Here is a 21,854-nt window from a genome sequence, read left to right on the forward strand (position 1 = left end):
CCCCTTGCTCTTGCGGCCCTTTTGTTGCACTCCCTTTTGCGGAACCAAACGGAGTGCCCAACATGACCCGCATCGACGCCAAATTCGCCGCGCTGAAAGCCGAAGGCAAGAAAGCCTTCGTTGCCTATGTCATGGCGGGCGACCCCGATGAGGAAAAATCGCTTGAGATCGTCAAAGCCCTGCCTGCGGCCGGCGTCGACATCATTGAGCTGGGCCTGCCCTTCACCGATCCGATGGCGGACGGCCAGACCATCCAGCTCGCTGGCCAACGCGCACTCGATCAGGGCATGACATTGCAAAAGACCCTCGACATAGCCGCCGCCTTCCGCGAAACCGATGACACCACCCCGATTGTGCTCATGGGCTATTACAACCCGATCTATTCGCGCGGCGTGGACCAGTTCCTCATCGACGCGGTCGAAGCTGGCATCGACGGGTTGATCGTTGTGGACCTGCCGCCCGAAGAAGACGACGAGCTTTGCATCCCTGCACAAAAGGCAGGCATGAACTTCATCCGCCTCGCCACGCCCACGACCGATGACAAACGTCTGCCGACCGTGCTGCAAAACACCTCCGGCTTTGTTTACTACGTGTCGGTGACCGGAACGACCGGGGCCGCAGCCGCCTCCGGCGCAGATGTCGCCCCGGAAGTCGCGCGGATCAAGTCCAAGACCGAGCTGCCGGTGATCGTGGGCTTCGGCGTCCGCACGCCGGAAAAAGCCGAAGAAATCGCCGGTGTCGCCGACGGCACCGTGGTGGGGTCCGCCATCGTCAGCGAAATCGCGTCAGGAAAATCCGTCGAAGAGATCGCGGCCTATGTGAAATCCTTGGCAGATGGTGTGCATCGGGCATAAGCGCGGCAGTTCCCAATTACGCAGCCCCCATCCTCCCTGCACATCGGCTCAGAGTTCGCTTTCAGGGCGGGCCTCGCATTGATCTGCCAGTTCGTAGAGCTGCGACAAAATCGCCTGAACCTCATGGCCGGCCTCTGTCAAAGCATAGCTCACTTCCTTCGGGAAAGAATTCACGCTCTGACGACGCACCAGCCCCCGCTCAGTCAGGGCCAACAGGCGCTCGCTCAGCACTTTCGGTGAGATGCCCGGCAATCGGGTCCGAAGCTCGGAATACCGCCGGGCACCCTCGGTCAGTTGCCAGAGCACAAGCGCGTTCCAGCGATGCCCCAGGAAAGACAGCCATTCCTCGACAGCGCATTGGTCTGGCCGACGGGGCGGCAAAGCACGGACAATATCATCGGATTTTTCGGTCATGACGCTTCCCGTTTGGTAAGCCACGATTCGCTGTGATTTGAGCGTCGCGCACATAGTTCAGGTGCGAGACTAACAGCTACAGGACAGAAAATGGATCGAATACTTATCGTCGGCGGAACCGGCCATGTCGGGCAGAAAATCGCACAGCGCCTCATGCAGGAGGGCGACGTATCCCTCACGCTCGGCGGACGCAGCCCCAAAAGCGGACGCGCCGCCGCAAGGCGTCTCGGATGCCAGTGGACTCATCTGGACATCGGAGCACACGAAAGCTGGAACGCGCTCGACAGCGCAGACACGGTGATCGTCTGTATCGATCTGCCTGATCCGGGCTTCACCGAAGCTGTCTTGTCGCGTGGTCTGAAATACATCGACATCACAGCCACGGACAGCGTTCTGCGCCGCAGTGAAGCGCTGGACGGTCTGGCGCGCGAAAACGATGCTCTTGCCGTACTTTCTGTCGGTCTGGCACCGGGATTGAGCAACCTTATGGCCCTCGCCGCCACACAGGACATGGACGAAATCTCGGACGTCACGATCGGCATATGTCTGGGCATGGGGGACAGCCATGGTGTGGCGGCCATCGACTGGACCCTCGATATGCTGCGCCCCGTGCAACGCGGCGACATCGCACCTTTGCGCTTCAGCCCCACCCGGCCGCCTCTTCTCACCATTCCTTTCGACTTTGCGGATCAGCATGTGATGCGTCGCCAGGGATATGCCAACGTGACGACACGGCTTGGGCTGGACGGTCCCTTTATGAGCCGGACGATGTTCCGTTTTCTTGGCGCGCTTGCCCGGTCACACACCGGTCGCAACGCGCTCCGGCTCATGCTGACCTCCTTTCGCATCGGTTCCGATGTAGCCATGCTGACCGCCATCTCCCACGGCTCCTCGAAAGGCCAAAACATTCAACGCCACCTGACCCTCGAAGGCCGGGGCGAGGCGCAACTCACCGCAGCGGTCGCAGCCGAAGTGGCCAAACGCCTCTCAAAGGCCACCGAGACAGGGGTACATCACATCCACAACCTTTGGTCTCTTGAAGCCTTCTCGGACGTACTAACACAGGAAAGGATCGTATTTTCCCGGCACTGAAAGGGGCAGAAACCTACGAAGGGCAGGATGTTTTTCTTGCCCCACCCCCTGAATCGCCCTAAGTGGCGCGACAACGCCCATCCCTAACGTCAGCCGGGGGACATGTGATGATCCAGACGCCGTATTACCTCATCGACAAGGCACGGCTTTTGCCCAACATGGAAAAAATTGCTTGGCTGCGGGAGAATTCTGGGGCCAAAGCTTTGCTTGCGCTCAAATGTTTCTCCACATGGCCCGTGTTCGATTTCATGCGCGACTATATGGATGGGACGACCTCATCCTCGCTCTTTGAGCTGAAATTGGGCCACGACAAGTTCGGCAAGGAAACCCACGCCTATTCCGTGGGTTGGGCCGATCACGAGATCGACGAGGCGGTGAGTTACGCCGACAAGATCATCTTCAACTCTCTGGGTCAGCTGGATCGCTTTGGCGACAAGGCCAAAGGCATCGCCACCGGCCTGCGCCTCAACCCGCGGTTCTCGACCTCCGGCTTTGATCTTGCCGATCCGGCACGCCCCTTCTCGCGTTTGGGTGAATGGGACATAGCGCGGCTCGAAATGGCCTCGGATCGCATCAATGGCGTAATGATCCACTATAATTGCGAGAATGACGACTTTGTCCTCTTTTCAGAGCAATTGAGCCGGATTGAACGCGATTTTGGTTCGTTTTTGAAAACTTTGGATTGGGTCTCCCTCGGCGGCGGCATTCATTTCACCGGCGATGACTACCCGCTCGACAAGCTGGCGGATCGGCTGAAATCCTTCTCCGACGCGATGGGCGTGCAAGTCTATCTGGAACCCGGCGAGGCCTCGATCACCAAATCGACCACGCTCGAAGTTTCCGTTCTCGACATCATCGACAACGGGAAGAAGGTGGCCATCGTCGACAGCTCCATCGAAGCCCATATGCTCGATCTGCTGATCTACCGCGAGACTGCCAAGCTGCCGCAGAACGGCACGCATGACTATCAGATCGCGGGCAAGACCTGCCTCGCAGGCGACATCTTTGGCGACGCCAAATTCGACAAACCGCTCGAAATCGGCGACCGTATCTCAATTAATGATGCTGCCGGTTACACAATGGTCAAAAAGAACTGGTTTAACGGAGTGCAGATGCCCGGGATCGCGGTGCGAGAACTCGACGGCTCCGTTAAACTGGTGCGTGACTTCGGTTACGCGGATTTCGTCGCAGCCCTTGGATAAGCGCTACAAAACCCACCCACGGACAACGATTAGGGGGTCCCTACAGTTGAAACAGAACGTACTCATCATCGGCGCCGGCGGCGTCGCTCAGGTCGTCGCGCATAAATGCGCCCAAAACAACGATGTGCTCGGAGATATCCATATCGCCAGCCGGACGCTTTCGAAATGCGAAGCGATCCTTGAGTCGGTCCGAGAAAAGGCCGCGATGAAACAGGAGGGCGTTCTTGAGGCCCATCAGGTCGATGCGATGGACAGCAAAGCCGTCGCCGCCCTGATCGAGAAAACTGGCGCTCAGATCGTGATCAACGTCGGTTCCGCTTTCGTTAACATGACCGTTCTGGACGCCTGTATCGAAACCGGCGCCGCCTATATCGACACGGCGATCCACGAAGACCCGACCAAGATCTGCGAAACCCCGCCGTGGTACGGCAACTACGAGTGGAAGAAACGCGATCTCTGCACGGAAAAGGGCGTCACCGCCATCCTCGGCGCGGGCTTCGATCCGGGCGTGGTCAACGCCTATGCGCGGTTTGCCATCGACATGATGGACGAAGTGAAATCGATCGACATCGTCGACATCAACGCGGGCTCGCACGGCAAATATTTCGCTACGAATTTCGATCCGGAGATCAACTTCCGCGAATTCACGGGCGTCGTCTACTACTGGGAAGACCAGCAGTGGAAAGAAAAGAAAATGTTCGAGTCCGGCCGTGACTGGGACCTGCCCGTCGTCGGCCAACAGCGCGCCTATCAGTCGGGTCACGACGAGGTCCACAGCCTCGCCACCAACTACCCGCAAGCGGACGTGCGATTCTGGATGGGCTTTGGCGAACATTACATCAATGTGTTCACCGTACTGCAAAGCCTCGGGCTTCTGTCCGAGCAGCCGGTAAAAACCGCTGAAGGGCAAGAGGTTGTGCCACTGAAAGTAGTCAAAGCCGTGCTGCCTGACCCGTCGTCTCTCGCTCCCGATTACGAGGGCAAAACCTGCATCGGCGATCTGGTGAAAGGCACTAAGGACGGCAAAGACTTTGAGGTCTTCGTCTACAACGTCGCCGATCACAAAGAGGCCTATGAAGAGGTCGGTTCCCAAGGCATTTCCTACACCGCAGGCGTGCCGCCCGTCGCCGCCGCGATGCTCATCGCCTCGGGCGAATGGGACGCCAAGACGATGAAAAACGTCGAGGAAATGGACCCGAAACCGTTCTTCTCCATCCTCGACAAGATCGGCCTTCCGACCCGCGTGCAAATCGGCGGGCTCGGCGGCGAAGACAAGGCCTGGGACGCCTGAGCGACCGACTATCCAATGTGAAAAAGCCCGCGGTCTCGCGGGCTTTTTTGTTCCGTTTAAGCGAATAGAAAGACGAATCGCGCAGCTTGGCCCTGTTCAAAAGCCAGAGACTGTCATGCGCCGATTGCTATCCCTTTGTTTTGCCCTCCTGTTGGGCTTCGCCTTCCTGCCAGCGCTGGCCCGCGCCGACGTGGAGGCCCGGCATGGCGCTGAGAACTTTGACCGCCAACTGCAATTGATCGGACGTCAAAGTAGCCTTGGCTATCGTCTCGTAAGCGGCCTCTGTTTCGCGCAGGCCGGCGTCGATACGGCGCGCAATCTTCGCGTCATCCGGGAAAGCCGCACGGAGATTCAGGCCGCACTCCACACACTACGCGAAGGCGCGCCAGATCGCGGTATTCCTGCGATCCGAAACGGCAACATCCGCACCCAAATCGACACGCTGGAACGGGTCTGGGCGGCGCTAGACACAAAGACCGAGGTTTTTCTGAGCGGCACGCGGATGGAAGACGAAGAGATCGTGAAGCTGACATTCAAGGCGACCTCTCTCGAAAAGCTCTGGCGCAACGTCCACCAGTCACTCGAACTCATGACCTCCGTCAACAGCACCTCCGAACAATTGGACCGCGTCCGCATCATCGGAACGGCCACAGAGCAGAACCGCCTCCTACAGCAGGCGGGCAAAAACGCCTGTCTGATCCATCTGACAGCAAACACCAAACAGGCCGAAACCTATGTACAGGCTCTGAAAGATGCCCTCGCCACCTTCAATCGCAATATATTCGACCTGACCTTCGTGCGCCCCGCCGCACTCGATGCGCCGCCACAGCCCGAGATCATGGAACAGGCCGCTTTCAACACATGGATGACTTGGGTCGGGCTGGAAACGCTCTTTGCGGGCGTCGCGGAACCGCAGACTGGAGACACGCTTGCGAGGCTTCTACCGGAAATTTCCTTCACCGTCGAATTCCTCGACAAGGAACTGCGCGACACGCTCGAACTCTTCCTAAGCCTATGAGCCTCTGCACATTTGTCCGGGATTTCGACCTTGGACTCGCTCCCGATTTGTGCGAATTGGTCTGAGAAGCAAACCAATTCGACCGGAAATCTGCCATGCCCGTCATCACCAATATCGACGATCTCAAACGGCTGCACAAAAAGCGCACGCCGAAGATGTTTTATGACTATTGCGAAAGTGGGTCATGGACGGAGCAAACCTTCCGCGAAAATACCTCTGATTTCGACAAAATCCGCCTGCGCCAGCGCGTGGCCGTCGACATGGAAGGCCGTTCCACCGCCACAAAAATGATCGGGCAGGACGTCGCGATGCCCGTCGCGCTCGCCCCCGTCGGCCTCACCGGCATGCAGCGCGCCGATGGAGAGATCAAAGCGGCAAAAGCGGCCGAAAAATTCGGCGTGCCTTTCACGCTTTCGACCATGTCGATCTGTTCGATCGAGGATGTTGCCGAAAACACGACGAAGCCCTTCTGGTTTCAGCTCTATGTGATGCGCGATCAGGAATTCCTGAAAAACATCATCCAGCGCGCCAAGGATGCCGGATGTTCCGCCCTTGTGCTGACGCTCGATCTGCAAATTCTGGGCCAACGGCACAAAGACCTGAAAAACGGTCTCTCCGCCCCGCCCAAACTGACCCCCGCCGTGATCGCCGATCTGGCGACGAAATGGACTTGGGGGCTTGAGATGCTCGGCACCAAACGCCGTGGCTTTGGCAACATTCTCGGCCATGCCAAGGGCGTCGACGATCCCTCGTCCCTGTTCACATGGACCGCGCAGCAATTCGATCCGCGCCTCGACTGGGCGAAAATCGAAGCCATTAAGGAGATGTGGGGCGGCCCGATCATCCTCAAAGGCGTGATGGAGCCGGAAGATGCCGTGATGGCCGCCAAGGTCGGCTGCGACGCCATCGTCGTGTCGAACCACGGCGGGCGTCAGCTTGACGGCGCACTCTCCTCAATCCGCGCCCTCCCCCCGATCCTCGACGCGGTCGGCGATCAGGTCGAAGTGCATCTCGACAGCGGCATCCGCTCCGGTCAGGACGTGCTCAAAGCCATGGCCATGGGCGCCAAAGGCACCTTCGTCGGTCGCGCTTTCGTGCATGGTCTCGGCGCGATGGGCGAGGAAGGCGTGACCAAGGCGCTTGAGGTGATCCACAAGGAACTGGACATCTCCATGGCGCTTTGCGGACGCAAGCACATTGAGGATGTGGACCGCGACATTCTCCGCGTGCCGGAAGGTTTCGCCGGTCGCTGGGCCTGAATTATCCGAAATCTGATTTTAAAAGGCGCCTCTCAGGGCGCCTTTTGCACATTCAATGGCACCACGCCACGCTGCTTGCGCTCCAGCTGCACCACCGCAGGCGCGATCAGCGCGAGCAAAAGCGCCAGCGCCACGAACGCCCCGCGCAGCCCGATATGCTCCGCCAGCAATCCCATGGCGGACGGCCCCACGAAGAAGCCGCAAAAGCCGATCATCCACGCCCGCGACAGTGCCAGATTGCGGTGCCGTCGATGCACGCGCTTGCCAAGCAAAGAGGTCGCCGTCGGCACGATCACGGCCAGCCCAGCCGCAGCAATCCCGATACCGCTGAGCGCCACGACCTGCCCCGGCGCAACGGATAATAGGAACACCCCGGACATCGCCAAAAGCCCGGACCAGAATAGCACGCGCGGCTCACCGAACCTTTGCGTGGTGACATAGCCCAAGAGCCGAAAACAGCCCATGACCAGACCAAGCATGGCCGGCCCAAAGGCCCCATGCCCCACTGCCGCGCCCAGATCGCGTTCCAGAAAAATCGAGGACCAAGTGTCCACCGCATTCTCCCCCACGAAGGAGGCGAAGAGCATCACCGAGGTCAGCAAAACTGCCACCCAAGGCAATCCCCCGGTCATCGGAACCTCGCCCGGATCGTCGGGCATTTCGGCCCAGCTCCGCTCAAGCGTCAGCAACGAGAGCCCCGCCACCACGAGCCCCATCAGTGGGAAAATCACCTCCATCTCGACGCCCCGCGCCCGCATCGCACCTGTGCAAAAGGCAGACAGGCCAAAGGCCAAAGAGAAAGCACCGTGGTTGAGATTCATCAGATGCAGCCCGGTTTCCCCCTCAAGGGTCGAAATGCGCAGGTTCGCATTGATATCGAAACTGCCGATCGACATGCCCATGGCGGTCATGACGACAAACAACATGGCAGAGGATTGCGCAAAGACCGGCAATTGCAGCGCAAGCACCGAAAACAGGCCGAGCACCGGCAACACCCAGTGCCCCAAAAGCGCGAAAAGCCGTGGAGCGGAGTAAATCGCGAGCATCCCGCCCGCCGCAGAGCCCAAGAGCGCCAATCCGAAGACAGCATCACTCGCCCCGGTCTGCGCCTTGATCACCGGGACCATGGCAGAAAAACAGCCCCAGCTTGTCCCCGTGGCCGAAAGCGCCAACAGTGGCGCACGAGAAACGCCCACGGCGCGAAAGAGAGACTGTGCCATCAGGCCTCCCGGTTAGATGTGTAACAGGTTGCAGGTAAAGGCGCAGGACAGTTTCAAAAGAACAGTCAAAGCGCTTTGAGCCAACACTATGATAGTGCGCCTGCCATCGACAATAGGTATTTCCGCAGGGCAGATACGCAGAAACAGAAAAACCCTTCCCATTTCTCCGATTCCCGTGTATGGCCACGGCTTCACGCGGGACTACAGCCTTGGAGGAGTCCCGCCCTATCTTTATGGAGAATTCAAAATGGCTGGTGAGATTCCTGATCTTATTGCCTTGGAACGTACGGGGACAGGCAAGGGCGCCGCTCGTCAGGCTCGTCGCGACGGTCTGGTTCCGGGGATCGTGTACGGCGATGACAAAGAGCCGCTGCCGATCAACATCAAATTCAACGAACTGCTGAAACGCCTGAAAGCCGGCCGTTTCCTGTCCACCCTTTTCAACCTCAAAGTTGAAGGCCAGGAAGACGTCCGCGTGATCTGCCGTGGCGTGCAGCGTGACGTTGTGAAAGACCTGCCGACTCACGTCGACTTCATGCGTCTGCACCGCAACTCCCGCATCAACCTCTTCATCCCGGTGGAAATCATCGGTGAAGAAGCTGCTCCGGGCATCAAAAAAGGCGGTGTCGTGACCCACGTGCGTTCCGACGTCGAGCTCATCGTGACCGCGTCCGACATTCCGGACCATATCACGCTGGATATCACCGGCGGCAAAATCGGCGATGTGTACCACATCTCCGACATCAAACTGCCGGACGGCGTAAAGCCGGTCATCGAGCGTGACTTCGTGATCGCCAACATCGCAGCCCCGGCCGGTCTCGGTGGTGGTGCTGACGATGAAGAAGAAGAAGCCGCAGCAGCAGAAGAATAATTCTGCCGCAGTCTTCGGACAAATTAGAAACGCGGATCCCTCGGGGTCCGCGTTTTTCGTTTTGGGGCTGCCTCAGTGTTTGTGAAGACGGTGCAGGATCATACCAAGAGCCGACAAAAGTCCGACGCAAACCCGACAGCCGTTTTCAGCGTTCGATCAACACGGTTTCAAAACCTTCGAACTGCGGCGGCCCCACATAAACATCGCGGTGCTGCCCGGCGTTTTTATGGCTTTCGCGGAACGCCTCGGACCGGGTCCAGTTTTCGAAGTCCTCCTGGCTGGCCCAGAGCGTATGACTGGAATAAAGCGTATAGCCCTCTCCTTCCGGTCCTTTGAGCAAACGGAATTCAACAAAGCCCGGAAGGTCCTTGAGACGGCCTTCTCGATTGCGCCAGATGGTCTCGAAATCGTCCTCACGCCCCGGCGCAACTTTGAAGCGGTTCATTGCGATAAAGCTCATCTGTGTCTCCTTTATGAACTGATTTGGCGGGCTTAGAGGCTGGCTTTCCCCCGGCAATAGATTGCATGCATCCCCAAGCGTCAATATGCTGCGCCCGACCCTCAACAACAGGTGAGCCTCCCCATGCGCCTTTTCGTCGGCCTCGGAAATCCGGGCGGAAAATATGAGAAAAACCGTCACAACATCGGCTTTATGGTGCTGGACCAGATCGCCTCGGATCACGGATTTTCGCCATGGCGCGCTAAGTTTCAGGGACAGACCTGCGAAGGTCGTCTCGGGCGCGAAAATGTCGTGCTGCTCAAACCCGGCACCTTCATGAACCTTTCCGGTCAGGCGGTTGGTGAGGCAATGCGGTTTTACAAGCTTGATCCCGCCGATGTGGTCGTCTTCCACGACGAGCTGGATCTCGCCCCCGGCAAGGTGCGCACCAAGACCGGAGGCGGTCATGCGGGACACAACGGGCTGCGCTCCATCCATCAACATATCGGTGCCGATTATGATCGCGTGCGTCTCGGCATCGGCCATCCGGGCCACAAAGACCGCGTGTCCGGCTATGTGCTCGCCGATTTCGCCAAGGCGGAACAGGAGTGGCTCGACAACGTGATCCGCGGCTGCTCGGATGGTGCCCCTGCGCTTGCCGATGGCGAGACTGCGAAATTCTCCAACGCCGTCGCCCTGCGCACCGCCCCTCCGCGCAGTTCCACCGGGACAAAGCCCCAGAAAGCAAAGCCGGAGAAAGCGCCCGAACCGCCCGCAGAGGACAGCCGGTCACCGCTTGAGAAGCTGCGCGATAAGTTTCAGTGAACTGCCCAATGGCACGCAACACGATCTCGGGCGTTTCGATTTTCACGGACGTTGGATAGACTGGTACAGCCGGAGTTTTGACGGAGACAAAGATGGACAAGGCCCCTTCTCTCAACGTGCTGGGCGGCGTGCTCGCCCCTTGTTCGACCGATCCGATGACCGGCTATTTCCGTGACGGCGCCTGCAACACCTGCGCCGAGGATATGGGCAGCCATACGGTCTGCGCCGTGATGACGGCGGAGTTTCTGGCCTATTCGAAATATGTCGGCAACGACCTTTCGACACCGCGCCCGGAATATGGGTTCGCGGGGCTGAAACCGGGCGATCAATGGTGCCTCTGCGCGGGGCGGTTCCTGCAAGCGCATGACGAGGGTTGCGCCCCTAAGGTGGCACTCTCGTCGACACATCTCAGAGCGCTGGAGATCGTCCCTCTGGACGTGCTTAAACGCCACGCCCTCAACACCTGACCCCCAATGAAAAAAGCCGCCCCAAAGGACGGCTTTTCGGCGAAGTCTATGTCTTGCCTTACTCAGCGTCGCGCCCTTCGGCACCCGCGATATCGGCGCCAAGGTGGCGCGCCACTGTGAAGATATCCTTGTCGCCACGCCCCGAAAGGTTCACGACGATGATGTGATCCTTCGGCAGATCGCCCGCGATTTTCATCACATGAGCGACCGCATGGCTCGACTCAAGCGCCGGAATGATGCCCTCGGTACGGCAGCAGAACTGGAAGGCTTCAAGCGCCTCTTTGTCGGTGATCGAGACATATTGCGCCCGGCCCGTATCATGCAGCCAGCTGTGTTCCGGCCCGATCCCCGGATAGTCGAGGCCTGCAGAGATCGAATGGCCTTCAAGGATCTGCCCGTCCTCATCCTGCAAAAGATAGGTGCGGTTGCCGTGCAGCACCCCCGGACGCCCGCCCGTCAGAGACGCGCAATGCTCCATCCGGTCGTCCACTCCATGACCGCCAGCCTCGACACCGATGATGCCGACGCTCTCGTCATCAAGGAACGGGTGGAACAGCCCCATAGCGTTAGAACCACCGCCCACAGCCGCGACCAGCGTATCGGGCAGACGCCCCTCGCCTTCGAGTTCCGCAAGCTGCCAACGGGTTTCCTGACCGATGATGGCTTGGAAATCGCGGACCATCGCCGGATAGGGGTGCGGCCCGGCCACCGTGCCAATGCAGTAGAAAGTGTCGCGCACGTTGGTCACCCAATCGCGCAGCGCATCGTTCATCGCATCCTTGAGCGTGCCGCGGCCGGATTTCACCGGAATAACCTTCGCCCCCAGAAGCTCCATCCGGAACACGTTGGGTTTCTGACGCTCCACATCGGTCGCGCCCATGTAGACGATGCACTCAAGACCGAACTTGGCGCACACCGTTGCCGTTGCAACGCCGTGCTGCCCCGCGCCGGTTTCGGCGATGATCCGGGTCTTGCCCATACGACGCGCCAGAAGGATCTGACCCAGCACATTGTTGATCTTATGTGCGCCCGTATGGTTCAGCTCCTCGCGCTTGAGATAAACCTTCGCGCCGCCAAGCTCTTCGGTCATCTTTTCCGCGAAATAGAGCGGGCTCGGACGGCCGACGTAATATTTCCAGAGATCGCGCATCTCTTGCCAGAACTCGGGATCGTCCTTGGCGTTATTGTATTCCTCTTCGAGGGCGAGGATCAGCGGCATCAGCGTCTCGGACACGAAACGCCCACCAAAAATGCCAAAGCGTCCCTTTTCATCCGGGCCACTCATGAAGCTGTTGTAAAGATCGTTCATCGCGATGCTCCTTTGCGGATCGCCAATGGATGTAGCTCAGAGGCCCCGCACGGTAAAGCGTGCGCGCCTCCTTTGCTGCGAAAACACTCCAAAAAGCCCATCAGGCGGCGCGGATCGCCTCGATGAAAGCCCGAATTTTGGCAGGGTCTTTCACACCAGGGGCGCTTTCAACACCCGAGGAGACATCCACCTGTTTCGCACCCGTCATCTGGATTGCCAGAACCACGTTCTCCGGCGTCAGGCCACCCGCCAGCATCCAAGGCCGGTTCCAGCCGCGTTTGGCAATGAGCCGCCAATCAAAGGCCAACCCGTTGCCACCCGGCAAATCCGCCCCTTTCGGCGCTTTTGCATCGACCAGCACCTGATCACAGACCATGCCATAAGCATCGAGCGCAGGCACATCGGAGGGTTCGGCAACCCCCACGGCCTTCATCACAGGAAGGCCATAACGCGCACGAATTTCCGCCACGCGCTCCGGGCTTTCCTTGCCATGAAGCTGCAGCATATCGAGCGGCACCTCACCGGTGATCCGGTCAAGCTCTTCATCCGTGGCGTTCACCACCAAAGCCACCTTGGCCACGCCCACCGGCACCTCAAGCGCCAGATCGCGGGCCGTTGCGATGTCCACATGCCGCGGTGATTTCGGGAAGAAGACAAACCCGAGATAATGCGCACCGGCGTCCACAGCCGTCGCAACGGCCTCAGGCGTTTTCAGCCCGCAAATTTTAACACGTGTATCCATGAGATTATCGGCTGCTCAGCGCTCCAGAAGCGCAAGCACTTCGTCGCCGTCCTTCTTCGCCTTGTCGACCTTGAGTTTATCGACTTCGCGGGCCAGCTGTTCTTTCTCACGCTTATGCGTGCTGGCGGCTGAGCGATGCTTGTACTCACGCATCCACTCCCAAACGAACCCAATCAGAAGCCCGGCGATGATCGCGCCAAAGATAACGACGAACAGCGGCAGTTTGATCGACAGCGAAATGCCCGACAAGGTCGCCAGCTCACCGGGCAAGAGATACAGCGTCACGACATCCCGATTGGCCAAAGCCACAGTGACAAGCACCACCGCCAGCGCGGCAAGGAAAGCGTAACGGATATATCGCATTTAGGTCGGCCTTATTCTTCGTTCAGACGGTCGCGCAGGAGCTTGCCGGTCTTGAAGAAGGGCACATGCTTTTCCTCGACGGGAACGCTGTCGCCCGTGCGCGGGTTGCGGCCCATTCTGGCATCCCGTTTCTTGACGGAAAAGGCGCCAAATCCGCGCAACTCGACCCGATCGCCACGGGCCATCGCTTCAATGATTTCTTCGAAGATCGTATTCACGATCCGCTCGACGTCTCGTTGGTAGAGATGTGGGTTTTCGTCTGCGATCTTCTGGATCAACTCGGACCGGATCATGAAGTCCCCCCTTGCATATCTGGCGCGTTTCTTTTGACTTTTTCGTATCGCTCAGGCCCTACCAGAAGAGCTAACCCCTCCATAGCACGACCTAAATCCGACTATAGGACGGGAACCGCATTCGGGAAAGCGTCTCTTAGGCTCTCCTTGGCTGTTTTTTGCCGTTAATACGCTGAGTTTTCGCCCAAAAATCCCTCAGGCTGCGTTATTTCGCACAGCAACAGGTCGGGGGAAATGCGCCGCAACGCGGCATCAGCCAAAGCGATTCGGAAGATCGAAGCAGATTGGCCTATCTCAAAAGGCAGGTCTGGCAGGTGGCCAAAAGAAAAGGCCCCGTAGGGCCCTTTCAAAACTTATGCGCAGATCGCGATTACTCGTCGCCCTTGAGGGCTGCACCGAGGATGTCGCCCAGCGACGCACCGGAGTCGGAGGAACCGTACTGTTCGACGGCTTCTTTCTCTTCCGCGATTTCGCGTGCTTTGATCGACAGACCCAGACGACGGGTTTTCTGATCGACGTTGGTCACGCGCACATCGATGTGGTCACCGATCTGGAAACGCTCGGGGCGCTGCTCAGCACGGTCACGGGACAGGTCGGAGCGGCGGATGAAGGATTTCGCACCTTCGTATTCCACTTCGATGCCACCGTCTTCGATTGCGGTCACGGTCACGGTCACGATGGAGCCGCGTTTCACGCCTTCAACCGCACCAGAGAAGCTGTCGTCGAGAGCTTTGATGGAGAGAGAGATACGCTCTTTGTCCACGTCCACTTCGGTGACGACGGCTTTGACCATGTCGTTCTTGTGGTAGTTCTGGATGGCGTCCTCGCCACGCTCTTCCCAAGACAGGTCGGAGAGGTGAACCATACCGTCGATGTCGCCCGGCAGACCAACGAACAGACCGAATTCGGTGATGTTCTTGACTTCGCCTTCGACAACGGTGCCTTCCGGATGGGTCTCTGCGAAGAGTTCCCACGGGTTGCGCATGGTCTGCTTGAGACCAAGAGACACGCGGCGTTTGGACGGATCGATCTCGAGAACCATGACTTCCACTTCTTGCGAGGTGGAGACGATTTTGCCCGGGTGGACGTTTTTCTTGGTCCAGGACATCTCGGAGACGTGAACCAGACCTTCGACGCCCGGCTCCAGCTCAACGAATGCGCCGTAGTCGGTGATGTTGGTCACGCGGCCAGTGTGCACGGTTTCGAGCGGGTACTTGGATTCAACGGAATCCCACGGATCGTCCTGCAGCTGTTTCATGCCGAGGGAGATACGGTGGGTATCTTTGTTGATCTTGATCACCTGCACCTTGATCGTCTCACCGATGGTGAGGATCTCGGACGGGTGGTTCACGCGGCGCCATGCCATGTCGGTAACGTGCAGCAGGCCGTCAACGCCACCGAGGTCCACGAAGGCACCATATTCGGTGATGTTTTTGACGACGCCGTCAACGGTCTGACCTTCGGTGAGGTTGCCGATGACTTCAGCGCGCTGTTCAGCACGGGACTCTTCGAGGATCGCACGACGGGAGACAACGATGTTGCCACGACGACGGTCCATCTTGAGGATTTGGAACGGCTGCTTGAGACCCATGAGCGGGCCAGCGTCGCGCACCGGACGAACGTCCACTTGGGAGCCCGGAAGGAACGCAACTGCGCCGCCCAGATCGACGGTGAAGCCGCCTTTGACGCGGCCAAAGATGGCGCCTTCGACGCGCTCCTCAGAGGCGTAGGCTTTTTCCAGACGATCCCATGCTTCTTCACGACGTGCTTTGTCGCGGGAGATGACGGCTTCGCCACGGGCGTTTTCAACGCGGTCGAGGAACACTTCAACTTCGTCGCCAACGGCCACGGAAGGTGCTTCGCCCGGGTTGGAGAATTCTTTCAGGTCAACGCGGCCTTCCATTTTGTAGCCTACGTCGATGATGGCTTGACCGGCCTCGATGGCGATCACTTTGCCTTTGACAACCGAACCTTCGGCCGGGGTGTCAATTTCGAAGCTTTCATTCAGGAGGGCTTCGAAATCCTCCATAGATACGTTCTGAGCCATGTGGTCTCTAGATTCCTTTTCATACGTTTATGCGGGCCAAGCGGTTGTCTCCGCCGGTCTTAGTTTCACTTAAGCCTTTGAAACCAACGTATTCGCGACCTTACGGGTAAAAACACAAATCAGGGCCGAAGCTGTTCTCCGACCCTGCCCGTACTGTCTTGATGACGTCTGATGGCCTCATAGACTGGCGCGCGTTTAGCGCCGAATCCCCTTAAAAGCAAGGGAAATCGCGGATAACGCGCGATCATCACGTTATGCCAACCCGTCCAACCGCTCCAGATAAGCCGCGTCGTTTTCGCCAGCCAGACGCGCATAGGGGAAGGCGGAACCGTAGGTGGCGACGCTGGTGGCGGCTTTGGTGAAAAGCGTGATCAGCTCGCACGCACGGTCCGGGGAAATGACGGGATAGGCCCCGTCTTCTTGCAGCCCAAGGTTCTGCTCGAACCCCAAAAGCGAGTCATACGACATGGACCAATTGCCAAAGGGCGACACATCCATCGCCTCTTCGCACAACAGGATTTCCATGTTCTGATGGCGCTCGTCCGCTTCGATGCGCGCGAGCAGAGCCTCGACACTCTCTTTCGGACCATGCAATGCCTGAAAGAACTGTTCATCAACACGCAGCAGGATGCCCGTCACGCCATGGGATGCGTTGAACTTCACTGCTGTGCGCAGGATGTCGAGATCGGACGGGTGAAAATCTTCGTGGCGCGCCACTGAACGATACAACAGCTGAATATACGGGGACACGCGCCTCTCCTGTCTCGACTTATTGTGAGCGCGGGGAAAATGGCCCCGAAGACACAGGCAAGACAAGCTCTATTTGCACAGCTTCAACCGAAAAATGTCGAGGAGCATCGAAAACAGCCGACGCTCCTCAAAAATCTATGCTATTTTTGCACAGAGACGCGAGGTCAATCCAGATCCGTCACGATCTCATACGCCGGTTTGCGGACCTTCTTCATCGGGGCGAGCCAATCGCCTTCGGTCTCACGGGTGCCAAGCGGCATGAGCAAAACGGATTTCAGCCCCTTCTCTTCCAGACAAAGGATTTCATCGACCTTATCGGCTTCGAATCCTTCCATCGGCGTGCTGTCCACCTCAAGCTCGGCGGCAGCGGCAAGCGCAAAGCCCAGAGCGATATAGGCCTGACGCGCTGCGTGATCGGCGTTGGTGCGCACCTCTCGCGGCAGGTACATGGATTTAAGACGGTCGTAATAGGTATCAAGCCGTTCCCGCGTACCGGGACGTTCGGAGGCATGCTGGTTCACCACCGCGTCGATCCGTGCGTCATTGTAATTGTCATAGGCTGCAAACACGAGGAGATGCGAACCGTCGGTGATCTGCGATTGGTCAAAAGACACCGCTCTCAGCTTTTCGCGCAGCTCTTTGTTGCGGATGACAAAAATGTGGAAGGGCTGCAGCCCCGAAGAGGTCGGCGCCATACGGGCGGCCTCGACGATTTTCGCGACCTTGTCCTCGGAGACGGGCTTCGAGGGGTCCATTTTCTTGGTGGCATAACGCCAGTTCAGATTATCGAGAAACATGGGGGGGTATCCTTGGGTAAAAGCGATTTTCCCGGATATGGTGTCGCAATCGGGCACCACAACCGTCCGAATTTTAGCACAGCCTGCTAGGCCCTTTACGCAAGGCATTGATTTTAAGCCATTTCAGGCAGCGTTTCCGCAGCAACGCGCACCCCCTTGCGCGCTGATGCACGCGACGCGCCTCAAGAAATATCCAAGCCGAGGCGCGTGGGCGGAAAACCCACCTCCTCGAAGCGCGCCAGAACCTTCGCCTCAAAAGTCGGATCATCGAGCCAGAGACATTGCGAGAAATACCATGTGAGGAACTTCGCATAGTCGCGAGGCCGGCTCAGGGCACGCTCTAACGCCGCCGGGAACTCTTCCGGCGCCGTCACGCGCTCGGCGGCCTGATCGAAATCCGCTCGAGCGAACAGGATCGTCGGCGTCCCGTGCAGCATCCCTTCCAGAGAGGCGGCAGAGTTCGCCGATACACTCACCGCCGCCTGCCGCAAAAGATCATGCACATTGGCATTCGTCTTGATCGGCTGAAATCCTTCCGCCACAAAGCTGCGGATGATCTTGAGTCCCTCCTCTTTGCGGAGCGGATGCGGCTTGATGTAAACCGGGCGGCCCCCTGCGCCTTCGAGGACGGCGCGGATCATCTTGTCGCGCCCCATATAGGCATGGTTCCGGCGGTAGGGCGGCGGGCCTTGCAGAAAGATGACGATACCCTCGGGGGCGATCTCCTCGATGTCTTTCTTTTGGTGATAACGGGATTGGCGCGGTTCTGAAAACCGCGCGCGTAGATCGCTCACATAGGCCTCGGCTTCCGCCGCCTCCACCATCTCAGGCTCAAACACCCGATCCGCGATGGAACTGTCCGCCAAAACACCTTTCGGATCGAGATGCCAACAGCGATCAAGATAGGCAAGCGCCGCGATCAGCGTGTCGGCATGCGGCTGGCGCGCGTTATCGACGATATGGAGATTGCCGTCCCGCTCCTGCGGCGGGAAGCGCGGCGCGATCTCCACGACACCACCGCGCCTCTCGACCATGCGCTTGATCCGGGGATACAGCGTCGACATTTTGCCCGCCTCCAAAAGCGCCCTTTCATGATCGGGCAGATGGAGAACGAGCTTCGCGGTCATGTCCGGCGCGTCTCGATCAGCTTGATGACTTTCGCGACAGCCTCATCAATCGTCATGGTCGTGGTATCGATGAGCGTCGCGTCAGGGGCTGGCTTCAGGGGCGCAGTCGCCCGCGCCGCATCCCGCTCATCGCGCTCGCGCAGATCGGCCAGCACGTCTTCGACGGTCACGGTTTCGCCTTTGGAGGCCAATTCCTTTTGGCGGCGCACCGCGCGCACCTCGTCGGAGGCGGTAATATAGAGCTTCACCTCCGCGTCCGGGCAGATCACCGTACCGATGTCACGCCCGTCCAGAACAGCTCCGCCTTCCCGGCGGGCAAAAGCCTGTTGAAAATCCACAAGGGCGGCGCGCACTTCCGGAATGGCAGCCACGCGCGAAGCCGCCTGCCCCGCATCCCCGGAACGCAGATCATCACGTTCAAGGTCCTCCGCCGTCAGAGCCTCAGCCGCTTCAATCGGGGACAGCCCCTCAAAGGTCTTCGCCCCCGTGGCGCGATACAGCAACCCGGTATCGAGGTGGGCAAATCCGAAATGCGCGGCAACAGCTTTGGAAATCGTGCCTTTACCGGCGGCGGCGGGGCCATCAATGGCGATGCAGAAACTCATGAGATCCTCCAAATCGGGAGATAAGTTCTGACTCAGGCGCGCGGGAGTGTCAATTTCCGCGCGTTCACTTTCGCGATCCCTCGACGCCCCCCAGAGATAGAAGGTGGCGCGGACCAAAGCCCGGAACGCCACCACCCGCATCTCAATTGTTGCGCGTCACATGCGCGCCCAGATCCGTCATCAGCCTCTCGAAGACCGGGAAAGAGGTGGCAATCGGGCCGCCGTCATCGACGCTGACCGGCTGCTGCGCGGCCATGCCGAGGATCAGGAAGGACATGGCGATCCGGTGATCGAGATGGGTGGCACAGGTCGCCCCGCCCCGAACGCCATCCGGGCCAAGCCCGTGCACGATCAAAGTGTCATGATCTTCCTCAATGGACACACCGCAAGCCTCAAGCCCGCGCGCCATGGCGTCGATCCGATCGCTTTCCTTGACCCGCAATTCCTTAACCCCGCGCATCACTGTCGTGCCCTCGGCATAGGCGGCGACCGCCGACAGGATCGGGTATTCGTCAATCATCGATGCGGCGCGTTCCGCCGGCACTTCGATGCCTTTAAGCTTGGAATATTTCACCCGCAGATCGGCCACAGGCTCGCCGCCCTCTTCGCGTTCATTTTCAAAGGCGATGTCCGCGCCCATTTCCTTGAGCGTGATGAACAGCCCGTTCCGCGTCGGGTTCTGACTGACGCCCGGCACGAACACCTCGGACCCCGGCACGATCAGCGCGGCGCAGACCGGAAACGCTGCCGAGCTCGGGTCGCGCGGCACGGCGACATCCTGCGGCTTCAATTCCGGGCGGCCGGTCAGGGTGATCTTGTTATAGCCTTCCGGCGTTTTCTCCGTCGTCAGCTCGGCGCCAAACCCCACAAGCATGCGCTCGGTATGATCGCGCGTCGCTTCTTTCTCGATCACAACCGTTTTGCCCGGAGCGTTCAGCCCGGCCAGAAGCACGGCGGATTTCACCTGTGCCGATGGCACCGGCGTCTGATATTCCACCGGCACCGGATCAGATACCCCGATCAGCGTCAGAGGCAAGCGTCCGCCAGACCTGCCCACCGACGTGGTGCCAAACAGCGCCAAAGGATCGGTCACCCGCGCCATCGGGCGTTTGCGCAGGGAACCGTCGCCCGTAAAGGTCGTGCAGAAATCATAGGTCGCAACGCAGCCCATGATCAGGCGCACGCCCGTGCCGGAGTTGCCGCAGTCGATCACATCCTCAGGCTCGGAAAAGCCTCCAACGCCCACGCCGTGCACGGTCCATTCGCCAGCGCCTTCTCGCACCACCTCGGCCCCGAGCGCCTGCATCGCTTTCGCGGTGTCGAGCACGTCTTCGCCTTCGAGCAGGCCGGTGATTTTCGTCTCCCCCACGGCCATCGCGCCAAAGATCAGCGCCCGGTGGGAAATCGACTTGTCTCCCGGCACGGCTGCGGTGCCTTTCAAAGGCCCGTTTCTGCGCGCACTCATCGGGATCGGGGTGCCGTGACTGGACATGCTGCTCTCCTCACATTTCTTGCCGCTCTGATAACGCAAGCCGCGCGTGCGGTCTATCGACTGTCTTCATTGCAGCCGAAATACTCGGCTGTGCTCAAACCTTGCGAAAGGTCATGTAATGCGGCGTGCGGCCTTCGCGGATGGCTTTTTTCTCGTAGCGGGTCGAGAACCAGTCCGACCACGGCTTACGCCAGTCTTCGGCGCATTCGCCCAGCCATTCAAATCCCGCGCGCGGCACCTCTTCCATGGTTTGGCGCACGTAATCGGGAATATCGGTCGCAACACGGAATTCCGCACCCGGTTTGAGCGCGCGGCAAAGCGGCTCCAGATGCTCAGCGGTGACGAAGCGGCGGCGGTGGTGGCGCGCTTTCGGCCACGGATCGGGGTAGTTCAGAAACGCTTTGTCGAGGCTCTCGTCGGGCAGCACATCGAACAGGTCACGGGCATCGCCCGCATGGATCGCCACATTGTCCAGCCCACCGACACGGCGGATATGCCCAAGGCAAGAGGCCACGCCGTTGACATAGGGCTCACAACCGATGATCGCGACATCCGGATAGGTTTGCGCCATGTGGATCAGGTGCTCGCCAGCACCGAAGCCCACTTCAAGCCAGACCGGCTTACCGCCGAAGCGCGCATTCAGGTCGAGCTTCTCGCGCTCAGGGTTTTCCTCCCAGGACACAGGCCCCGGAGCCAGCATGGGCAGATCCTCTTCGAGGTAATCCTTCTGCGCCTGATTGAGCGTCTTGCCGTGGATACGGCCATAGAAGTTGCGCCAAGGCGCGCCCGATTGGTGCTGTTGATCGTCAGACATGGAAAACCCCGCTTTGGTTCAAGCGGGGCTTTTGCCAAGTTTTCCGCGTCGGGGCAAGGTGCGGATCAACTGCGTTGGATCAGGAAAAGCCCGCCTGCCATCAACAGCATTCCCGTCGCACGCAGACCGGAGAGCGCCATACGTGGTGCGCCGAAGAGGCCGAAATGATCGATGAGGCCCGCCGAAAGGACTTGCCCCAGAAGGACAAAGAACACCGCATTACCGATCCCGAACCGGGGCGCGATGGTCGTGATCGACAGGATGTAGAAGGCAAAGAGCACCCCACCGAGAAACAAATAGGCGGGCTGGCGGATCAGTTCTGACGGCGCGCCGACCGGCCCTGACACCGCGCGATAGATAAAAATCGAACTGAACGCGACCACAACAAACACCAACCCGGCCAAGGCAGGGGAGCCAAGACGCGCGCCGAGCTGGGCATTGAGCGCGGCAAAGATCGGAATGCCGATCCCGGCCAAAAGCATGACAAACGGGTCTCTTAATGTGTCGGACATGAGATCTCCTCCGCGTATCCTCCGGTCAAGCTGCACACAGAGGGAAGAAAA

Annotated in this window: 24 protein-coding genes; 9 read left to right on the plus strand and 15 right to left on the minus strand. The window is 59.2% G+C overall.

Going from position 1 to position 21,854, the window contains the following annotated elements; all coding sequences use genetic code 11:
• Positions 1-62 precede the first annotated feature (62 nt).
• Entirely contained in the window at positions 63-854 is a 792-nt protein-coding gene (gene trpA, locus ACYBHZ_RS00690; protein ID WP_460272260.1) for a tryptophan synthase subunit alpha, read from the plus strand.
• A 48-nt stretch (positions 855-902) separates the two neighbouring features.
• Here trpA and ACYBHZ_RS00695 read toward each other — a convergent pair whose 3' ends face one another.
• A complete protein-coding gene (locus ACYBHZ_RS00695; protein WP_460272261.1) occupies positions 903-1,268 on the minus strand; it encodes a winged helix-turn-helix transcriptional regulator in 366 nt (121 codons plus the stop codon).
• Positions 1,269-1,358: 90 nt separating this feature from the next.
• Here ACYBHZ_RS00695 and ACYBHZ_RS00700 point away from each other — a divergent pair, with 90 nt between their 5' ends.
• From ACYBHZ_RS00700 to ACYBHZ_RS00720, 5 genes are all read left to right on the plus strand, one after another.
• Positions 1,359-2,360 (plus strand): saccharopine dehydrogenase NADP-binding domain-containing protein, encoded by a 1,002-nt coding sequence (locus tag ACYBHZ_RS00700; RefSeq protein WP_460272262.1) that lies wholly within the window; start codon positions 1,359-1,361, stop codon positions 2,358-2,360.
• Positions 2,361-2,467: 107 nt separating this feature from the next.
• Positions 2,468-3,562, plus strand: coding sequence for a carboxynorspermidine decarboxylase (locus ACYBHZ_RS00705; protein ID WP_460272263.1), 1,095 nt, complete (start codon positions 2,468-2,470; stop codon positions 3,560-3,562).
• Between the two features lie 46 nt (positions 3,563-3,608).
• On the plus strand, positions 3,609-4,853 hold the full coding sequence (locus ACYBHZ_RS00710) for a saccharopine dehydrogenase family protein (RefSeq protein WP_460272264.1): 1,245 nt from the start codon (positions 3,609-3,611) through the stop codon (positions 4,851-4,853).
• A gap of 115 nt (positions 4,854-4,968) precedes the next feature.
• Positions 4,969-5,871, plus strand: a complete 903-nt coding sequence (locus tag ACYBHZ_RS00715) for a hypothetical protein (protein ID WP_460272265.1) — start codon at positions 4,969-4,971, stop codon at positions 5,869-5,871.
• Positions 5,872-5,966: 95 nt separating this feature from the next.
• Positions 5,967-7,130: an alpha-hydroxy acid oxidase gene (locus ACYBHZ_RS00720; RefSeq protein ID WP_460272266.1), complete on the plus strand. Its 1,164-nt coding sequence runs from the start codon at positions 5,967-5,969 to the stop codon at positions 7,128-7,130.
• Between the two features lie 32 nt (positions 7,131-7,162).
• Here the strand turns inward: ACYBHZ_RS00720 and ACYBHZ_RS00725 are convergent, their stop codons facing one another.
• Positions 7,163-8,350 carry an MFS transporter gene (locus ACYBHZ_RS00725; RefSeq protein WP_460272267.1) on the minus strand — a complete coding sequence of 396 codons (1,188 nt, stop codon included), beginning with the start codon at positions 8,348-8,350 and terminating at the stop codon, positions 7,163-7,165.
• 247 nt (positions 8,351-8,597) lie between these two features.
• Here ACYBHZ_RS00725 and ACYBHZ_RS00730 point away from each other — a divergent pair, with 247 nt between their 5' ends.
• A complete protein-coding gene (locus tag ACYBHZ_RS00730; RefSeq protein WP_460272268.1) occupies positions 8,598-9,221 on the plus strand; it encodes a 50S ribosomal protein L25/general stress protein Ctc in 624 nt (207 codons plus the stop codon).
• A 145-nt stretch (positions 9,222-9,366) separates the two neighbouring features.
• On the opposite strand, the gene ACYBHZ_RS00735 is transcribed toward ACYBHZ_RS00730, so the two are convergent.
• Positions 9,367-9,681: an antibiotic biosynthesis monooxygenase family protein gene (locus ACYBHZ_RS00735; RefSeq protein WP_460272269.1), complete on the minus strand. Its 315-nt coding sequence runs from the start codon at positions 9,679-9,681 to the stop codon at positions 9,367-9,369.
• Positions 9,682-9,804: 123 nt separating this feature from the next.
• Between ACYBHZ_RS00735 and pth the strand changes: the two genes are divergently transcribed.
• Positions 9,805-10,485 carry an aminoacyl-tRNA hydrolase gene (gene pth, locus ACYBHZ_RS00740; RefSeq protein WP_460272270.1) on the plus strand — a complete coding sequence of 227 codons (681 nt, stop codon included), beginning with the start codon at positions 9,805-9,807 and terminating at the stop codon, positions 10,483-10,485.
• A gap of 92 nt (positions 10,486-10,577) precedes the next feature.
• Positions 10,578-10,952: a DUF2237 family protein gene (locus tag ACYBHZ_RS00745; RefSeq protein WP_460272271.1), complete on the plus strand. Its 375-nt coding sequence runs from the start codon at positions 10,578-10,580 to the stop codon at positions 10,950-10,952.
• 58 nt (positions 10,953-11,010) lie between these two features.
• Here the strand turns inward: ACYBHZ_RS00745 and trpB are convergent, their stop codons facing one another.
• From trpB to ACYBHZ_RS00805, 12 genes are all read right to left on the minus strand, one after another.
• Positions 11,011-12,261: a tryptophan synthase subunit beta gene (gene trpB, locus ACYBHZ_RS00750; RefSeq protein ID WP_460272272.1), complete on the minus strand. Its 1,251-nt coding sequence runs from the start codon at positions 12,259-12,261 to the stop codon at positions 11,011-11,013.
• Positions 12,262-12,361: 100 nt separating this feature from the next.
• Positions 12,362-13,003 (minus strand): phosphoribosylanthranilate isomerase, encoded by a 642-nt coding sequence (locus ACYBHZ_RS00755; protein WP_460272273.1) that lies wholly within the window; start codon positions 13,001-13,003, stop codon positions 12,362-12,364.
• Positions 13,004-13,018: 15 nt separating this feature from the next.
• Positions 13,019-13,366, minus strand: a complete 348-nt coding sequence (locus tag ACYBHZ_RS00760) for a LapA family protein (protein ID WP_460272274.1) — start codon at positions 13,364-13,366, stop codon at positions 13,019-13,021.
• An 11-nt stretch (positions 13,367-13,377) separates the two neighbouring features.
• A complete protein-coding gene (ihfB, locus tag ACYBHZ_RS00765) occupies positions 13,378-13,659 on the minus strand; it encodes an integration host factor subunit beta (RefSeq protein ID WP_066706248.1) in 282 nt (93 codons plus the stop codon).
• A 370-nt stretch (positions 13,660-14,029) separates the two neighbouring features.
• A complete protein-coding gene (gene rpsA, locus ACYBHZ_RS00770) occupies positions 14,030-15,706 on the minus strand; it encodes a 30S ribosomal protein S1 (RefSeq protein ID WP_460272275.1) in 1,677 nt (558 codons plus the stop codon).
• A 252-nt stretch (positions 15,707-15,958) separates the two neighbouring features.
• Entirely contained in the window at positions 15,959-16,456 is a 498-nt protein-coding gene (locus ACYBHZ_RS00775) for a BLUF domain-containing protein (RefSeq protein ID WP_460272276.1), read from the minus strand.
• Between the two features lie 164 nt (positions 16,457-16,620).
• Entirely contained in the window at positions 16,621-17,253 is a 633-nt protein-coding gene (locus ACYBHZ_RS00780) for an NAD(P)H-dependent oxidoreductase (protein ID WP_460272277.1), read from the minus strand.
• Between the two features lie 182 nt (positions 17,254-17,435).
• Entirely contained in the window at positions 17,436-18,380 is a 945-nt protein-coding gene (locus ACYBHZ_RS00785; RefSeq protein WP_460272278.1) for a hypothetical protein, read from the minus strand.
• Positions 18,377-18,985, minus strand: a complete 609-nt coding sequence (locus tag ACYBHZ_RS00790; RefSeq protein WP_460272279.1) for a (d)CMP kinase — start codon at positions 18,983-18,985, stop codon at positions 18,377-18,379. Before ACYBHZ_RS00790 ends, ACYBHZ_RS00785 begins: the two co-directional genes overlap by 4 nt.
• A 142-nt stretch (positions 18,986-19,127) precedes the next feature.
• Positions 19,128-20,477 carry a 3-phosphoshikimate 1-carboxyvinyltransferase gene (gene aroA, locus ACYBHZ_RS00795; RefSeq protein ID WP_460272280.1) on the minus strand — a complete coding sequence of 450 codons (1,350 nt, stop codon included), beginning with the start codon at positions 20,475-20,477 and terminating at the stop codon, positions 19,128-19,130.
• A gap of 94 nt (positions 20,478-20,571) precedes the next feature.
• Complete coding sequence (trmB, locus tag ACYBHZ_RS00800; RefSeq protein WP_460272281.1) at positions 20,572-21,291, minus strand: tRNA (guanine(46)-N(7))-methyltransferase TrmB; 720 nt, start codon at positions 21,289-21,291, stop codon at positions 20,572-20,574.
• A 65-nt stretch (positions 21,292-21,356) separates the two neighbouring features.
• Positions 21,357-21,803 (minus strand): DMT family transporter, encoded by a 447-nt coding sequence (locus ACYBHZ_RS00805; RefSeq protein WP_460272282.1) that lies wholly within the window; start codon positions 21,801-21,803, stop codon positions 21,357-21,359.
• Between the last annotated feature and the right edge of the window lie 51 nt (positions 21,804-21,854).

This window comes from Celeribacter sp. ULVN23_4, assembly GCF_054788345.1.

Coding starts and splice junctions, on each gene's coding strand:
- ACYBHZ_RS00735 (WP_460272269.1), bottom strand. CDS start 9,681: ATGAGCTTTATCGCAATGAACCGCTTCAAAGTTGCGCCGGGGCGTGAG.
- ACYBHZ_RS00745 (WP_460272271.1), top strand. CDS start 10,578: ATGGACAAGGCCCCTTCTCTCAACGTGCTGGGCGGCGTGCTCGCCCCT.
- rpsA (WP_460272275.1), bottom strand. CDS start 15,706: ATGGCTCAGAACGTATCTATGGAGGATTTCGAAGCCCTCCTGAATGAA.
- trpB (WP_460272272.1), bottom strand. CDS start 12,261: ATGAACGATCTTTACAACAGCTTCATGAGTGGCCCGGATGAAAAGGGA.
- ACYBHZ_RS00805 (WP_460272282.1), bottom strand. CDS start 21,803: ATGTCCGACACATTAAGAGACCCGTTTGTCATGCTTTTGGCCGGGATC.
- ihfB (WP_066706248.1), bottom strand. CDS start 13,659: ATGATCCGGTCCGAGTTGATCCAGAAGATCGCAGACGAAAACCCACAT.
- ACYBHZ_RS00700 (WP_460272262.1), top strand. CDS start 1,359: ATGGATCGAATACTTATCGTCGGCGGAACCGGCCATGTCGGGCAGAAA.
- ACYBHZ_RS00715 (WP_460272265.1), top strand. CDS start 4,969: ATGCGCCGATTGCTATCCCTTTGTTTTGCCCTCCTGTTGGGCTTCGCC.
- ACYBHZ_RS00705 (WP_460272263.1), top strand. CDS start 2,468: ATGATCCAGACGCCGTATTACCTCATCGACAAGGCACGGCTTTTGCCC.
- ACYBHZ_RS00760 (WP_460272274.1), bottom strand. CDS start 13,366: ATGCGATATATCCGTTACGCTTTCCTTGCCGCGCTGGCGGTGGTGCTT.
- ACYBHZ_RS00725 (WP_460272267.1), bottom strand. CDS start 8,350: ATGGCACAGTCTCTCTTTCGCGCCGTGGGCGTTTCTCGTGCGCCACTG.
- ACYBHZ_RS00730 (WP_460272268.1), top strand. CDS start 8,598: ATGGCTGGTGAGATTCCTGATCTTATTGCCTTGGAACGTACGGGGACA.
- ACYBHZ_RS00755 (WP_460272273.1), bottom strand. CDS start 13,003: ATGGATACACGTGTTAAAATTTGCGGGCTGAAAACGCCTGAGGCCGTT.
- pth (WP_460272270.1), top strand. CDS start 9,805: ATGCGCCTTTTCGTCGGCCTCGGAAATCCGGGCGGAAAATATGAGAAA.
- ACYBHZ_RS00780 (WP_460272277.1), bottom strand. CDS start 17,253: ATGTTTCTCGATAATCTGAACTGGCGTTATGCCACCAAGAAAATGGAC.
- aroA (WP_460272280.1), bottom strand. CDS start 20,477: ATGTCCAGTCACGGCACCCCGATCCCGATGAGTGCGCGCAGAAACGGG.
- ACYBHZ_RS00785 (WP_460272278.1), bottom strand. CDS start 18,380: ATGACCGCGAAGCTCGTTCTCCATCTGCCCGATCATGAAAGGGCGCTT.
- ACYBHZ_RS00790 (WP_460272279.1), bottom strand. CDS start 18,985: ATGAGTTTCTGCATCGCCATTGATGGCCCCGCCGCCGCCGGTAAAGGC.
- trmB (WP_460272281.1), bottom strand. CDS start 21,291: ATGTCTGACGATCAACAGCACCAATCGGGCGCGCCTTGGCGCAACTTC.
- ACYBHZ_RS00720 (WP_460272266.1), top strand. CDS start 5,967: ATGCCCGTCATCACCAATATCGACGATCTCAAACGGCTGCACAAAAAG.
- ACYBHZ_RS00695 (WP_460272261.1), bottom strand. CDS start 1,268: ATGACCGAAAAATCCGATGATATTGTCCGTGCTTTGCCGCCCCGTCGG.
- trpA (WP_460272260.1), top strand. CDS start 63: ATGACCCGCATCGACGCCAAATTCGCCGCGCTGAAAGCCGAAGGCAAG.